Annotated in this window: 13 protein-coding genes; all 13 read left to right on the forward strand. The window is 64.5% G+C overall.

From position 1 onward, the window contains the following. Positions 1-35: 35 nt before the first annotated feature. Positions 36-1631, forward strand: a complete 1596-nt coding sequence (locus tag G4Y73_RS04205; RefSeq protein WP_164229752.1) for an electron transfer flavoprotein-ubiquinone oxidoreductase — start codon at positions 36-38, stop codon at positions 1629-1631. A gap of 123 nt (positions 1632-1754) precedes the next feature. Beyond that, positions 1755-2849 carry a chorismate synthase gene (gene aroC, locus G4Y73_RS04210; protein ID WP_164229754.1) on the forward strand — a complete coding sequence of 365 codons (1095 nt, stop codon included), beginning with the start codon at positions 1755-1757 and terminating at the stop codon, positions 2847-2849. Between the two features lie 208 nt (positions 2850-3057). Continuing rightward, positions 3058-4080: an aspartate-semialdehyde dehydrogenase gene (locus G4Y73_RS04215; RefSeq protein ID WP_164229756.1), complete on the forward strand. Its 1023-nt coding sequence runs from the start codon at positions 3058-3060 to the stop codon at positions 4078-4080. Positions 4081-4168: 88 nt separating this feature from the next. Then, complete coding sequence (locus G4Y73_RS04220; RefSeq protein ID WP_164229758.1) at positions 4169-6811, forward strand: FimV/HubP family polar landmark protein; 2643 nt, start codon at positions 4169-4171, stop codon at positions 6809-6811. Between the two features lie 19 nt (positions 6812-6830). Beyond that, positions 6831-7619 carry a tRNA pseudouridine(38-40) synthase TruA gene (gene truA / locus G4Y73_RS04225; protein ID WP_164229760.1) on the forward strand — a complete coding sequence of 263 codons (789 nt, stop codon included), beginning with the start codon at positions 6831-6833 and terminating at the stop codon, positions 7617-7619. 144 nt (positions 7620-7763) lie between these two features. Beyond that, entirely contained in the window at positions 7764-8369 is a 606-nt protein-coding gene (locus G4Y73_RS04230) for a phosphoribosylanthranilate isomerase (protein ID WP_164229762.1), read from the forward strand. Then, positions 8362-9585, forward strand: coding sequence for a tryptophan synthase subunit beta (gene trpB, locus G4Y73_RS04235; protein WP_164229764.1), 1224 nt, complete (start codon positions 8362-8364; stop codon positions 9583-9585). Before G4Y73_RS04230 ends, trpB begins: the two co-directional genes overlap by 8 nt. Beyond that, positions 9582-10415 (forward strand): tryptophan synthase subunit alpha, encoded by an 834-nt coding sequence (trpA, locus tag G4Y73_RS04240; RefSeq protein WP_164229766.1) that lies wholly within the window; start codon positions 9582-9584, stop codon positions 10413-10415. The genes trpB and trpA overlap by 4 nt, the downstream gene beginning before the upstream one ends. A 1-nt stretch (position 10416) precedes the next feature. Continuing rightward, complete coding sequence (gene accD, locus G4Y73_RS04245; protein ID WP_164229768.1) at positions 10417-11319, forward strand: acetyl-CoA carboxylase, carboxyltransferase subunit beta; 903 nt, start codon at positions 10417-10419, stop codon at positions 11317-11319. Positions 11320-11340: 21 nt separating this feature from the next. Further along, positions 11341-12624, forward strand: a complete 1284-nt coding sequence (locus G4Y73_RS04250; protein WP_240451128.1) for a folylpolyglutamate synthase/dihydrofolate synthase family protein — start codon at positions 11341-11343, stop codon at positions 12622-12624. Positions 12625-12629: 5 nt separating this feature from the next. Further along, entirely contained in the window at positions 12630-13652 is a 1023-nt protein-coding gene (locus G4Y73_RS04255) for an SPOR domain-containing protein (RefSeq protein WP_164229770.1), read from the forward strand. Next, entirely contained in the window at positions 13649-14176 is a 528-nt protein-coding gene (locus G4Y73_RS04260; protein ID WP_164229772.1) for a CvpA family protein, read from the forward strand. The genes G4Y73_RS04255 and G4Y73_RS04260 overlap by 4 nt, the downstream gene beginning before the upstream one ends. 1 nt (position 14177) lies before the next feature. Then, positions 14178-15656, forward strand: coding sequence for an amidophosphoribosyltransferase (purF, locus tag G4Y73_RS04265; RefSeq protein WP_164229774.1), 1479 nt, complete (start codon positions 14178-14180; stop codon positions 15654-15656). The last annotated feature ends 28 nt before the right edge of the window (positions 15657-15684 follow it).

The raw sequence follows: 15684 nt of genomic DNA on the forward strand, positions 1-15684 counted from the left end.
CTTTGGGGTCTGTCCCGAGACTTCCAGCGAACCCCATGTCCGAACGCGAAATCATGGAATACGATGTCGTCATCGTCGGCGCCGGCCCGGCCGGACTGGTCTGTGCCATCCGGCTCAAGCAGCTCAACAATGAACTTAACGTCTGCGTGATCGAGAAGGCCGCCGAAATCGGCGGGCACATCCTCTCCGGCGCGGTCATCGAGCCCGAGCCGCTGGATGCGCTGATCGAGGGCTGGCGCGACGATCCGCCGCCCATCTGCGTGCCGGCCGGCAAGGACCAACTCCTGTACCTGACAAAGACCGGCAAGCGCAAGCTGCCGACCCCGCCGCAGCAGAAAAATCACGGCAACTTCATCGTCTCGCTGGGTGCGTTGTGCGCCTGGCTGGCGCCCAAGGCCGAGGCGCTGGGCGTGGACCTGTTTCCCGGTTTCGCCGCCGCCGATCTGTCTTACAACGACAAGGACGAGATCCAGGGCGTGATCATCGGCGACATGGGTGTCGATGCCGAGGGCAATGAAAAGGCAAGCTACGTCCAGGGGATCGAGATCCACGCGCCGGTAACCGTACTGGGCGAAGGCTGCCGTGGTCACTTGACCAAGCGCGCGATCCGCAAGTACAAGCTCGACGCCGACAGCGACCCGCAGACTTACGGCATCGGCATGAAGGAACTCTGGCGATTGCCCGAGGGGCGAGTCCAGCCCGGCCTGATCCAGCACACCGTGGGCTGGCCGCTGCCGCCGGAGATTTACGGTGGCAGCTTCGTCTATCACCTCGACAAGGATCGTGTGGCCGTCGGCTTCGTCTGCGGACTCGATTACCAGGACCCGAAATTCTCACCTTTCGAAGCCTTTCAGCAGTTCAAGCATCATCCGATGCTGCACGAATTGCTCGATGGCGGCGAGATACTCTCCGCCGGCGCTCGTGCGCTGGTCGAGGGCGGCTACCAGTCCCTGCCGAAGATAGAGATGCCGGGCGCGCTACTGATCGGCGATACGGCTGGCCTGCTCAACGTGCCCAAGATCAAGGGCGTCCACCAGGCGATGAGGTCGGGCATGCTCGCGGCCGAGCACCTGGCCGAAAGACGCACCAGCGAGGGCTTTGACGCCCGCCTGCGTGAGTCCGAAATCGCGACTGAACTTAAGAAGGTGCGAAACATCCGCCCCGGCTTCAGCAAGGGTCTGTGGCGTGGCATGGCAACCGCCGCTATCGAGACGGTCACCGCCGGCAAGCTGCCCCGCACGCTGTCCAACCACGCCGACCATGAGCAGTACCGCAAGCTCGACGAGCAGGGCCTGAACTCCGACTACGTCGACCGCGACCTGCCACCGCGCGACCGTCTCGCCTCGGTCTACTTCGCCCAGACCGCCCACGATGAAGACCAGCCGGTGCACCTGAAAATCATCGATCCGGATGTCTGCTTCACGCGCTGTGAGGAGGAATACGGCAATCCCTGCACCAGGTTCTGCCCGGCCAATGTCTATGAAGTGGTCGAAGATGATGGCGGCAAGCGCCTCCAGATCAATGCCGCCAATTGCGTGCATTGCAAGACCTGCGACATCGCCGACCCCTATCAGGTTATCGACTGGGTCACGCCGGAAGGCGGGTCGGGGCCGAACTACACCAACCTTTGATTGCGAACCGCAGATGAACGCAGATCAACGCAGATGAAAATCGAATTCAAAAAAATCTGTGTTCATCTGTGTTCATCTGCGGTTCCAATTTCATAGCCTTATATCAATACGCGAGGACAGCCGGTGGCATTCAATTCATTCGGCCGGGTTTTGACCCTAACGACATTCGGCGAAAGCCATGGGCCGGCGATTGGCTGTGTAATCGACGGGTTTCCGCCGGGGATGGAGATCAGTGCTGAGGAGATCCGGTCCGAGTTGATGCGGCGGGCGACGGGGCAGAGTCGGTGGACTTCGCAGCGCAAGGAAGCCGAGGACGTCCAGATTCTCTCCGGCGTGTTCGAGGGCAAGACCACCGGGTCGCCGATCGCGCTGTTGATCCACAACACCGATGCGCGTTCGAAGGATTACTCGAAGATCGCCGATCAGTTTCGCCCCGGTCACGCGGACTACACCTACCACCACAAGTACGGCATTCGCGATTATCGCGGCGGTGGGCGCTCCTCGGCGCGGGAAACGGCCATGCGGGTTGCCGCCGGCGCGTTGGCCAGGAAATACCTGAAGGACAAGCTCGGCGTCGAGATCACCGGCTGGCTGGGCCAGCTCGGCGAACTGGTTTGTGACCAACAGTTCGACCCGGCGGTCATCGACAACAACCCGTTCTTCTGCCCCGACGAAGCACGCGTGCCAGATCTCGAGGATTACATGAAGAAGCTGTGGAAGTCGGGCGATTCGGTGGGGGCGCTGGTGAAGGCGCGGGCGACCGGTGTGCCCGTCGGCCTGGGCTCACCCGTCTATGCCAAACTCGACGGTGACCTGGCCGCGGCCATGATGAGCATCAACGCCACCAAGGGCGTGGAGATCGGCGCCGGTTTTGCGTCCGTCGCGCAGAAGGGCACCGAGCATCGCGACGAGATCACGCCCGGGGGCTTCGAGTCGAACCATGCCGGCGGCGTCCTGGGTGGAATTTCCACCGGTCAGCCGGTCGAGTGCGCGGTGGCGTTCAAGCCGACTTCGTCGCTGCGCCTGCCCGGGAAAACCGTCGATATCCGGGGCGAACCGGTTGAAATCGTCACCACCGGCCGCCATGACCCCTGTGTCGGGATACGCGCCGTACCCATCGTTGAGGCCATGCTGGCCCTGGTGATCATGGATCATTACCTGCTTGACCGCGCCCAGTGTGGCGACGTGCCGGAGCAGGCGCCGCGTATCCCCACCTGAAGACTGGAGTTTTTGGAACCGCAGATTTCGCGGATTAGCGCAGATTTGAGCAGGCTCGCGTTTCGCCAAGCTGCGAGACGATTGGGGCGATAGCCCTTCGCATACTGGGTTTTTGATCAGGCCAGAATTATTAAATAATCTGCGTCAATCTGCGAAATCTGCGGTTTCAAGTACTCCTCCATCCAAACGGGAAGCAAAACCACACAACATGAGTGAAGCGAAGCAAGGTTATCGAGTAGTCGTCGCCGGTGCGACCGGTGCGGTCGGGCATGTCATGCTGGAATTGCTGGCCGAGCGCGAGTTTCCGATCAGTGAGTTGGCGGTGCTGGCTTCGAGCCGGTCGGCCGGCAGCCAGGTCGATTTCAAGGGCAAATCGGTCACGGTTCAGGACCTGTCCGAGTTCGATTTCAGCGGCTGGGATTACGCGCTGTTCTCCGCCGGCGGCAGTGTGTCGGCCGAACATGCCCCGCGGGCGGCCAAGGCCGGCTGTACGGTGATCGACAACACCTCGCATTTCCGCCTCGACCCGGACGTGCCGCTGGTGGTGCCCGAGGTCAATGCCGGCATCCTCGACGATTTCGGCACCGACGGCGGCATCATCGCCAATCCCAACTGCTCGACCATCCAGATGCTGCTCGCTGTCGCACCCATTCATCGCGCCGCTGGTGTGGCCCGTATCAATGTGGCCACCTACCAGTCGGTCTCCGGTGCCGGGGCCAAGGCGATGGAGGAACTGGCCCAGCAGAGCAAGGACCGCTTCAATTTCAGGGATCCCGAAGTCAAGGCCCTGAATGCACCCATCGCTTTCAACGTCATTCCGATGATCGACGTGCTGCAGGACAACGGCTACACCAAGGAAGAGATGAAGATGCACAACGAGACGCGTCGCATCCTCGATTCCGATCAGATTGCCGTCAATGCCACGGCCGTACGAGTGCCGGTGTTCTTCGGCCATGGCGAGGCGGTTCACCTTGAGACAGTCAAGCCGCTGGAAGTCGAGGAAGCGCGTGAATTGCTGCGCAAGGCGCCGGGCGTGAAGGTCGTCGGGGATGAAGAAATTCTCACGCCGCTGACGCACGCCAGTGGCCACGACGAGACCTTTGTCAGCCGCATTCGCCGCGATCTCAGCCACCCGCAGGGGCTGGATTTCTGGGTGGTGGCCGACAACGTGCGCAAGGGTGCAGCGCTCAATGCCATCCAGATAGCGGAGTACTTGATCAGCCGCCGCTGAGGATAGCGCTTTCGCGCCATGTGAAGACATTGGTATACTCGCTTGAATTGACGCAAGTTTGTTCAAGCATTAGAGGGAAGCGGCGCTCATGGTCACTAACGTTGTTCGACTGATTGTCCCGGCCCTGCTGGGTGCATTCATGCTGTTGTTTCCGAGCGACGGCCTCCGGGCGCTCGGGCTCGGGGAGGCCCGCGTCGATTCCTGGCTGGGCCAGCCGTTGGATGTGTCCATTCGCCTGCTCGCGGCGGAGGGCGAAAACGTCGAGTCGCTGAGCGTCGGGCCGGCTGCACTGGCTGATTTCGAACGCCTCGGTGTGCCGAGCGAGTCGCTGGGACTGGGCCTGGAAGTCACCGTCGATCGCAGCGTCGAGCCGGCGCGGATACGCGTGCGCTCGCGCCAACCGGTCAACGATCCGATCGTCCAGATTCTGATCGATGCGCGCTGGTCAAGCGGCCGGGTTCTGCGCGAATACACCCTGTTTCTCGATCCGCCGACGGTCGATTCCAGCGCGCCGGTTCGGCGTGTCGACGGCGAGCAAGCGGCGCCGGCCGAACGTCCCGCGCGCGAGCAGGCACCGGCCCCGACCCGTCCAGACGAACCCGCCGAGTCGCGTTCTCAGCCGGCCGAACGATCGGCCCCGGAAGCCCCTCAAGCCGGACGAGAGTCCGCGACCGACCGTTTTTCGCAAGACACCATCACCGTGGCGCCGGGCGACACGCTGTGGCGAATAGCGTCCGAATGGCGCCCCGATACCAGCCTCAGCATGGATCAGGTGATGCTGGCCATCTTCAATCGCAACCGAGATGCCTTCCTGGGCGAGAACATCAACCGGCTGCGTAGCGACACCCGCCTGGACATGCCGGGCATCGACGAAGTCCGCACCGTTGATCGCGCAGAGGCCGAGCGCCGCGTGCGCGAGCAGATGAATGCCTGGCAATCCGGATTCGCGTCGGAAACGCCGGAGGTCAGCGAAGCCGCCATGCCCGAGGCCGAACCGGAACGTGAGACTGCCACGACGCCGACTTCCGGCGAGCAAGACACCGATCATCGGCTCGACGTGGTTCCGCTCGAAGATGAGCCCTCCGACGAGGGTGCGGCCGTTTCCGACGGCGAGATTCGCCGGGTACGCGGCGAACTGACTGAGATCGAGGACGAGATTTTCGCCGGCGGTCTCGAGCGCCAGGAATTCGACGACCGCATCGCCGAAATTCACGATGCACTCGACCAGAGCGATCTGGCGGGCCTGGCGGTGGCCCAGGAATCGTTGGCCGAGCTGCAGGAGCGTCTGCGCGAGGTGCGCGAGGCCGAGGCAGCACAGGACGATGCACTGGCCGACACGGGCGACGGCGAGACCGCTGAGGCCAACCGCGTAGACGAGTATATGCGCGAGCTCCAGGGGCAGTTCGACGACGATGCCTCGGACTCGGACGCTGCCGAACCGTCTCCGGAAGAAACTGCAGACGCCGCAGAAGACACCGGAGACGTCGCCCGGAATGAACGGGTGTCAACGGAAGCGTCGGCCGACGACAGTCTGCCCGGCTGGCTGCTTCCGGCCGTTGGCATCCTGGTACTGGCCCTGATCCTGGCGGTTGTCGTGTTCTGGCTGCGTGGCCGGCGTGCTACGGACGATGAACCGCAGGCCGGTGAGGCCCGGGCCTTTACGGTGAAATCGGCCCGATCCCGGGTTGCTCGTCATCCTACCGACTTGGCAGCGCATCTGGCTCTGCTGCAGGTGCTGGCAGATCGGGGGCAGACGGAGGCCTTTACCGACGCGTTCGACCGGATGTACCAACAGGTTGACGACGAATCTGATCCGAACTGGCAGGAGGCGGTGTCTCTGGCTGCCGCCCATGCCCCCGATCATCCGCTGCTGACGCCGCAGGAAACGTCGGCCGGGGATGAGGGCGACGAATATGATCGCCGCGCCGACGAGATGATCGGCATGCTGGAAGCGGACTCCGACGAGGAGGCGGCCGAGGAACACGAGGCCCGCGAGGAACAAGCGTCCACGGTTGAGAGTTACGACCTGAGCGGCGAGAGCGAAGCGGACGAAGAAGAAGTCGATCACCCTGCGCCGGAGGCAGTGATCGAGGACGAGGATGCCCTGAGCGATGACATGGACCTGGCTGTATTGTCCGAGCGAGTCGATGATCCCTCGACCGAGCCGGGCCAGGACCGCTCATTCGATCGCGATGAGGGTGACCTTGATCTAGGCGGTTATGGCGAAGACGACGGATCGAGTGAGTCGGAACCTGCCAGCGGCTCGGGCGAGCCGACGGAGGAACTGCCGGACGAGGCCGCACCGGAGTCGGATCTGGATCTTGGTCCGGCGCGCGACCAGGAGGCCGACGAGATTTTCGGCGAGTCTGGCACCCGCGATGAGGAAGATCTGGATCTCGAGTTCACCTCGGACGTCGAGGGCGATCCCGAGCTGACCACTGATGGCGGCCTGGATTTCGAGCTTGACGAAACACCCGAAGCACACGGCGATGATGATTCCGCCGGGGCCGAGGCCACAGACGAGGCGGAATCACAGGCCGACGAACCCGATACCAGCGGTGACGAATCCTCCTCGCTCAGCGACGAGGATGCCGACGTCAAGCTCGACCTGGCGCGCGCCTATATCTCGGTCGACCTGGGCGATTCGGCGCGCAGTGTGCTCGAGGAAGTGGTCAGCGAGGGCAGCGCCGAAAAGCGGGCCGAAGCTCAGAAGCTGCTCGACGATCTCTGATCGCAATCCGGGTCCGGGCATGCGACTGGCCGCCGGAATCGAGTACGACGGCAGCGGCTTCTACGGCTGGCAGCGGCAGCGCCAGTCGCCGACCGTGCAGGAATGCCTCGAATCGGCCCTGAGCCGGGTTGCTGACCAGCCGATCGTGGTGCACTGTGCCGGTCGCACCGACACCGGCGTCCACGCCCACTGCCAGGTCGTTCACTTCGACACCCCGGCCGAACGTCGGGAACGGTCGTGGGTGCTCGGCGCAAACACGCAATTGCATCCGGGTATCTCCACGTTGTGGGTGCGGTCGGTCGACGAGACCTTCCACGCCCGCTTTTCGGCCACGCGCAGGCGCTATCGCTATCGCATGCTCAATCGCTGGGTGCGCCCGGCCATCGAACGCGGCCGGGTTGCCTGGATTCGCCAGCCGCTCGATGCCGAGCGCATGCACGAAGCTGCGCAGGCACTGCTGGGCGAGCACGATTTTTCCAGCTTCCGGGCGGTGGGTTGCCAGGCGAAATCCCCGGTGCGTGAGATTCACCGCCTCGATGTGACCCGCCGCGGCAGTGAGGTGATCGTTGACATCGAGGCCAACGCCTTCGTCTACCATATGGTGCGAAACATTGCCGGCACGCTGATTCCGGTGGGCAAAGGCGAAAAGCCGGTGTCCTGGCCAGGTCAGGTCCTGGCAGCTGCCGATCGAACAGTGGCGGGGCCGACGGCGCCGGCGGAAGGCCTGTACTTCGTGGCGCCGACCTATCCGGACTACCCGCAGTTGCCGGTCGACCGGGAGATCGATTTCCCGCCCCGTCAGACGTGACGTTCCTGGAACCGCAGATTTCGCAGAATTACGCAGATTGAACTAAACGATCTCGAACAATCGGTGAAACGTGTGGAAAATTTTTTCGAATCTGCGTGAATCTGCGTAATCTGCGGTTGCAATGAACTCATATCGGAAATCGACATGACCCGGGTAAAGATCTGCGGCATCACGCGCATCGAGGACGCACTGGCAGCAGCAACGGCCGGTGCCGACGCGATCGGGCTGGTGTTCGCCGATCAGAGTACCCGGCAGATCGATCCGGAACGCGGGCGCGCCATCTGCCGTGTGCTTCCGCCCTTCGTCACACGAGTGGGCCTGTTCATGGACGCCTCGACCGAAGCGGTCGAAAGTATCCTCGACCAGGTGCCGCTGGACTGGCTGCAGTTCCATGGTCGCGAGGATCAGGATTTCTGCCGGCAGTTCGGCCGGCCGTGGATGAAGGCCCTGGCGATGGGCGGTGAGCGGCCCGATGATCCGGCGGACTACGAACTGGCTGATGCCCTGCTGCTCGACGCTCACGCGCCGGGACAGGCCGGCGGTAGCGGCGCAACCTTCGACTGGACCCGGGTGCCCAGGCTCGATCGTCCCTGGGTGTTGGCCGGCGGTCTGAACCCCACCAACGTGGCCGAGGCCTGCAGGCGTCTGAAGCCCGACGCGGTCGATGTTTCCAGCGGGGTGGAAGTCCGTCCCGGTGTGAAGAGTGATAAGCTGATTCATGACTTGATCAAGGCGGTAAGAAATGGCTGAAACAGCCGAAAAGACAGCGGTTCCGACCCAATTGCCCGATGCCGGTGGCCACTTTGGCGTATTCGGCGGGCGCTTCGTTTCCGAAACCCTGATGGCGGCACTGGAAGAACTCGAAGCCGCCTGGCGCAAGAATCTGGCCGACGATCAATTCGTCGCCAGGCTCGATGCTGATCTGGCGCATTTCGTCGGCCGGCCCTCACCGCTGTATTTCGCCGAGAACCTGACCCGCAAGACGGGTGGGGCGAAGATCGTGCTCAAACGCGAGGACCTCAATCACACCGGCGCGCACAAGATCAACAACACCGTCGGGCAGGCGCTGCTGGCGCAGGCCATGGGCAAGCACCGCGTCATCGCCGAAACCGGGGCGGGTCAGCATGGCGTGGCCACCGCCACCGTGGCCGCGCGGCTGGGAATGAAGTGCGTGGTCTACATGGGTTCCGAAGACGTCGCCCGCCAGTCGGTCAACGTTTTTCGCATGAAGCTGCTCGGCGCCGAAGTGGTCAGTGTCGAGGCCGGCTCGAAGACTCTGAAGGATGCACTGAACGAGGCGATGCGCGACTGGGTGACCAACGTCGACGACACCTTCTACGTGCTCGGCACCGTCGCCGGGCCGCACCCCTATCCGGCCATGGTGCGCGACTTCAACGCGGTGGTCGGGCGCGAGGCGAGGCGGCAAATGCAGGACGAGTACGGTCGCTTGCCGAACGCGCTGGTGGCCTGCGTCGGCGGCGGCTCGAATGCCATCGGCCTGTTCCATCCTTTCATCGGTGATCAGGAGGTCGAAATGTTCGGCGTCGAGGCCGCCGGCAGGGGCCTGTCCGGCCACGAGCACGCCGCCAGCCTGTGTGCCGGGCGCATCGGCGTGCTGCACGGCTCGCGCACCTACCTGCTCGACGACGACGCTGGCCAGATTCTCGACACGCATTCGGTCTCGGCCGGCCTGGACTACCCGGGCGTCGGCCCGGAGCACGCCTGGCTCAAGGATTCGGGCCGGGCGCAATACGTCGGCATTGACGACGAGGAGGCGCTGGCCGCCTTCCATGAACTGACCCGCAGCGAGGGCATCATGCCGGCGCTGGAGTCCGCGCATGCCATTGCCTATGGCATGAAGCTGGCCGCCGAGCGCGGCAGGGATGAAATCGTTCTGGTCAATCTCTCGGGCCGCGGCGACAAGGACATCAACACCGTGGCCGAACTGGAAGGAATCACGCTTTGAATCGTATCGATGCCCGTTTCGAAGATCTTGGCAAACGCGGCCGCCGCGCCCTGATTCCCTATGTAACCGCCGGCTACCCGGGGCCCGATGCCACGGTGCCGGTACTGCACGCGGCCGTGGAGGCCGGCGCGGACCTGCTTGAAATCGGCATGCCGTTTTCCGATGTCATGGCCGATGGTCCCGTCATCCAGGAAGCCTGCGCGCGTGCGCTGGAGCAGGGGACGGGGCTTGAGCAGGTGCTGGCCATGGTCGCCGAATTCCGCCGCAGCGATGCGCACACGCCCATCATCCTGATGGGCTATGCCAACCCGATCGAGCGACGCGGCGTGGCGCGCTTCTGCGAAGAAGCCGCGGCGGCCGGCGTTGATGGCCTGCTGATCGTCGATGTGCCGGCCGACGAAGCCGGCGAAATGCGTGCCGAACTGGCCCGGCACGACTTGCACCAGATTTTCCTGGTCGCCCCCACGACCACGGATGCGCGGCTGAAGCGGGCCGCGGAGTTGGCCGGCGGCTTCCTCTACTACGTTTCGCTCAAGGGCGTGACCGGGGCGGCCAGTCTCGACACGGCGTCTCTGGCGCCGGCGGTCGAGCGCATCAAGGCGGCCGCCGGGGTGCCGGTTGCGGTCGGTTTCGGCATCAGCACGCCCGAGCACGCCGCCGCTGCGGCCCGAAGTGCCGATGCGGTGGTGATTGGCTCGGCCCTGGTCAAACGCCTGGGCCAGGCTGACTCGACCGCGGCTGCGGTGGCCGCTGCACGCGACTACCTTGCCCCGATTCGTCAGGCCATGGACAATACCGCCTCTTCGACAAGCAACGTGGTGAGTGCCTGACATGAGCTGGTTTCAGAAATTGATGCCTGCGCGGATTCGCACCGAAGGCTCGAACAAGAGCCGCAAGGTGCCCGACGGCCTCTGGACGAAATGCAAGGCCTGCGATGCCGTGCTTTACCGGCCAGAGCTCGAACGCAATCTCAATGTCTGTCCCAAGTGCGACCATCACATGAGCCTGTCGGGCCGGGCGCGCCTTGACGCCTTTCTCGATGATGGCGATCACGTCGAGATCGGTGCCGATCTGGCGCCGGTGGACGTGCTCAAGTTCAAGGACACCAAGAAGTATCGCGACCGCCTGGTGGCCAGCCAGAAGGCCACCGGGGAGAAGGATGCTCTGGTGGCACTGCGGGGCCGGCTGCTCGAAATGGAGGTGGTCGCCTGCGCTTTCGATTTCCGCTTCATGGGCGGCTCGATGGGATCGGTGGTGGGCGAGCGCTTTGCCCGGGCTGCCCACGAATGCCTGGAACGGGAGTTGCCGCTGGTGTGCTTCGCGGCCTCCGGCGGCGCGCGCATGCAGGAAGGCCTGTACTCGCTGATGCAGATGGCCAAGACCTCGGCGGCACTGGCGCGCATGGCCGAGCAGGGCCTGCCCTACATCGTGGTGCTGACGCATCCGACCACCGGTGGTGTGTCGGCCAGTCTGGGCATGCTCGGCGACATCAACATCGCCGAACCCAACGCCCTGATCGGTTTCGCCGGTCCGCGCGTGATCGAGCAGACCGTGCGCGAGAAGCTGCCCGAGGGTTTTCAGCGCTCCGAGTTCCTGCTCGACAAGGGCGCCATCGACCAGATCGTCGATCGTCGCGAACTGCGCCAGCGTATCCACGGCCTGCTGACCATGCTGATGGCGCCGCGGCGTGCCGGCGAAGCGCGCGAAGGTGAGCTGGTCGAGCGCGAAGACTGATTCGCCCTCGGCCGCACGGCCTTGAACGAGACGCCCCCCATTTCCCCCGCTACGCTTGCTGACTGGCTCGAGCGCCTGGAACAGCGCGCCCCCGCTTCGCGGATCGCGCTGGGATTGGAGCGCGTCGAGCGGGTCTGGCGCGCGCTCGCCGTCGATCTGGCCGTGCCGGTGATCAGCGTCGCCGGCACCAACGGGAAGGGCTCGGTTGTCGCCATGCTCGAGGCCATGTTGAGGGCGGGCGGCTATTGCCCGTTTGCCTACACATCGCCGCATCTTCTCCAGTTCAACGAACGCATGCGTATTGGCGGGCGCCCGGCAGAGGATGCCGACATCGTCGCCGCGCTCGACGCGGTGGAAGCCGCCCGAGGCGAGATCGCGCTGACCTATTTCGAACAGACCACCCTGGCGGCCCTGTGGCTGGCAGCCGAGCAGGCCGCGGACGCAGTCCTTCTCGAAGTCGGCCTCGGCGGGCGTCTTGACGCGGTCAATGTCGTCGACGCCGATGTTGCCGTGATCACGTCGATCGGAATCGATCACGCGGAGTATCTCGGCTCGACACGCTCGGCCATCGGCCGCGAAAAGGCCGGTATCGCCCGGCCCGGCCGTCCGGTCATTGTCGGCGAGAGCGATCCTCCGGAAGGACTGCGTACGGCGCTGCAGGAATGCGGCGCCCGAGTGCTGTGGCCGGGTGCGGACCTGAGCTGGCGCGAGACCGCCGGCGGGCTTGAAGTTCAGTGCCACGAACAGCGGCTGGAACTGCCGCGACCCGCGCTGGCCGGCCGCTGGCAACTGGGCAACGCGGCCTGTGCGGCGGCGGCCCTGCTGCAGCTCGAAGACATCCTGCCGGTGTCGGAAGCAGCCATGGCCGAAGGCCTGCTGCGGGTTCGCCTGCCGGGACGTCTCGAGCGCGTTCAGGACGATCCGGAAGTGATACTGGACGTGGCGCACAATCCTGCAGCTGCCCGCATGCTGGCCGGGTTTCTGGGACTGCCCGGCGGTCGCAGCACGGCCGTGTTCAGTGCACTGGCGGGCAAGGATGTGGCCGGTATCGGGCGCGAGCTCGATGCCTGCTTCGATCGCTGGTTGATCGCCCCCCTGGCGGGTGATCGAGGCCAGCCAGCCGGAAAGATCGTGGACCAACTGGCGCACTCGCCTGTTTCCGGTTCGCGGGAAACGGTAGAATCCGTAGCTGCCGCGCTCGAGCGGGCACTGGCCGACAGCGGCCCCGGCGACCGGGTGGTGGTGTTCGGCTCGTTCCTGACCGTGGCCGAGGCCCGGATTGCACTTACACCGAAGGCGCACTGAACGATATGGATAAGGTTCTCAAGCAACGCCTGGTCGGCGCCAGCATCCTGATTGCCCTGGCCGTCATCTTTCTGCCGATGCTGTTCGACGACGGTCGTGAGGATCGTATCGAGCAGCGTGAACTGGCGCTCGACGTACCCGAGCGCAGCGAGGGTGAACGGCGTATCCGGCGCTTGTCGCTGGACCCGGCCGAAGCCCGTCGTCCGGGTTCGGACGCGCAGGCCGAGCCGCCCGAAGCGTCCGGCGATGCCGAGCCGCGTCCGGAAAGCGGCGGCGAATCGGCTTCCCGACCGGTGCTGCCCGACACCGAGCCCGACGCCGACGCTGGCGATGATCGGGATCGAATCGGGGAACTGGCGGCGCCGGGCCAGGATGCACCCGATGACGAGTCCACGACGGAGCCTGAAATGCTCCCGGCCGAGCGTGAATCGGAGGTAGAAGCGGAAGCAGAAACGCCCGCAGATTCCGGCGTCGACGACGTTTCAGTTGCCGAAACCGACACCGAAGGCTCGGAAACGGTCGCGTCCGACAGCGGCGGCGGCTGGGTGGTGCAGGTTGCGGTGTTCGGCAACGTCGACACGGCCGCATCGATCCGCGAGCGCCTGCAAGAGCTCGGCCACGAAGTGATGGTTGATGTCATTGTCCGCGACCAGGCCGAGCTTCACCGCCTCAGGGCCGGGCCTTACGCCAGCGAGGACGATGCCGGGCGCGCCCGCGGGCAGATTGCCGCCACCGTTTCCGGCGTCGAGCCGGTGGTGCGCCAGCTCGACGGGACCGCCGGCAGCCAGGACCGCAAGGGCATGGCTGTGCAGGTCGGTTCCTTTGCCAGCCGCAACAATGCCGAGCGTCTGGTGGGCCAACTTGCACAGGCCGGTTATGACGCGTTCATGCATGGCGAAGTCTCCGGTGGCCGTACCATCTGGCGTGTGCGTGTCGGCACCTATGAAACCCGGGACGAGGCCGAGCGCCTGCTCAAGACACTGATCGAGGAAGAAGGCCTGCAGGGCATCGTGGTTTCCCATCCATGAACGCTGCGGACTACGCCATCCTCGGCATCTGTCTGGTGTCGATGGTGGTCAGCCTGTTTCGCGGCTTCATCCGCGAAGTGTTTTCGCTGCTGGTCTGGATTGCGGCTGTCTACGCCGCCCTGCAGGCGTCCGGACCGATTGCGGTGCAGCTCGAAGGCCTGATCGAAGTGCCTTCGGTGCGCGTGATCACTGCATTCGTCGGTGTCTTCGTGCTGGTGCTGGTCGTCGGAGGCTTGATCAACTTCCTGCTGGGCAAGCTGGTCGACAGCACCGGACTGAGCGGAACCGATCGCCTGTTCGGGGCCGTCTTCGGCGCCCTGCGCGGTCTGGCTATCGTGCTGGCAGCAGTCCTCGTGGCCGGATTTACGCCCTTTGTCGAGGACCCCTGGTGGCAGCGTTCGATACTGCTGCCGGAAATGGAGCGCCTGGCCGACTGGCTGGTGGCGTTCTTTCCCGAGTCCATCCAGGAATATCTGCCCGAAGAGGGCATAACCGAAAACGTCGAAATGGAGACTGATACCTGACATGTGTGGAATTGTCGGAATCGTGGGGCGCTCGCCGGTAGCAGCCCGCCTGTACGATGCCATGACCATCCTGCAGCATCGCGGCCAGGATGCAGCGGGCATCACCACCCTGGATGCCGGACGCATGCGTTCGGCGCGCGGCCTCGGTCTGGTACGCGACGTTTTCTCGGAAGAGGATGTGGCGGCCCTGACCGGACCGATCGGCATCGGTCATGTCCGCTACCCGACCGCCGGCTGCGATCAGCCCGACGAGGCCCAGCCGATGTACGTCAACTCGCCCTGCGGCATCGCGCTGGGCCACAACGGCAATCTGATCAACAGCGAACGCTTGAGCCGGGAGTTGTTCGAGGAGGACCGCAGGCACATCAACACCGAGTCGGACTCGGAAGTGCTGCTCAACTGCTTCGCCCACGAATTGAGCGTGCGCACCGACAACGGCATCCGGCCGGAAGACATCTTTGCCGCTGTCGACGGTGTATTCGCGCGCTGCCGCGGCGGCTATGCCGCCGTGGCCCTGGTCGCCGGCGTCGGTCTGCTTGCCTTCCGCGACCCGCACGGCATCCGGCCGGCGGTGCTCGGGCGCCGCGAAGCGCCGGAAGGGCCGGAGCATATTGTCGCCTCGGAGTCGGTCGTACTCGATATTCTCGGCTTCGAGCCCATCTCGGATATCGCACCGGGTGAATGCGTGTTCATCACCCTCGATGGCGAGGTTCACCGGCACGTCAGCGAACACGCCGAATCGCACACGCCGTGCATGTTCGAGTACGTCTACTTTGCCCGTCCGGATTCGATGATCGACGATCTCTCCGTCTACAAGGCCCGGCTTCGAATGGGCGAGGCGCTGGCCGAGAAGATCCTGCAGGAATGGCCCGACCATGACATCGACGTGGTGATCCCCGTGCCGGATACCAGCCGCACGGCCTGCCTGCCACTGGCCCACCAACTGGGCGTCAAATACCGCGAGGGCCTGATCAAGAACCGCTATATCGGGCGGACCTTCATCATGCCCGGCCAGGAGGCGCGGGTGCGCTCGGTACGGCGCAAGCTCAATACCATCGCACTCGAGTTCAAGGGCAAGAATGTCCTGCTGGTCGACGATTCGATCGTGCGCGGTACGACTTCCAAGCAGATCATCCAGATGGCGCGCGAGTCCGGGGCGAACAAGGTCTACCTGGCCTCCGCCTCGCCGCCGGTACGCTACCCCAACGTCTACGGCATCGACATGCCGGCGGCCAGTGAGCTGGTCGCCTCGGGTCGCAGCGAAGACGAAATCCGCGAGGTCATCGGTGCCGATCGCCTGATCTACCAGGACCTCGATGCGCTCGAGAAAGCCGTGCGCGGCAAGAACACCAAACTCGATGGATTCGACAGTTCATGTTTCAGCGGCGAGTACGTGACCGGCCTGGAAGATGGCTACCTCGAAGCACTGGAGGCAAGACGCTCCGACGCAGCGCGCATGCAGCGCCGTGGCATCAAGTGATGGCTTGATGCGGAATTGAAGTCGCGGG

This window comes from Wenzhouxiangella sp. XN201 (assembly GCF_011008905.1).
GTDB lineage: Bacteria > Pseudomonadota > Gammaproteobacteria > Xanthomonadales > Wenzhouxiangellaceae > Wenzhouxiangella.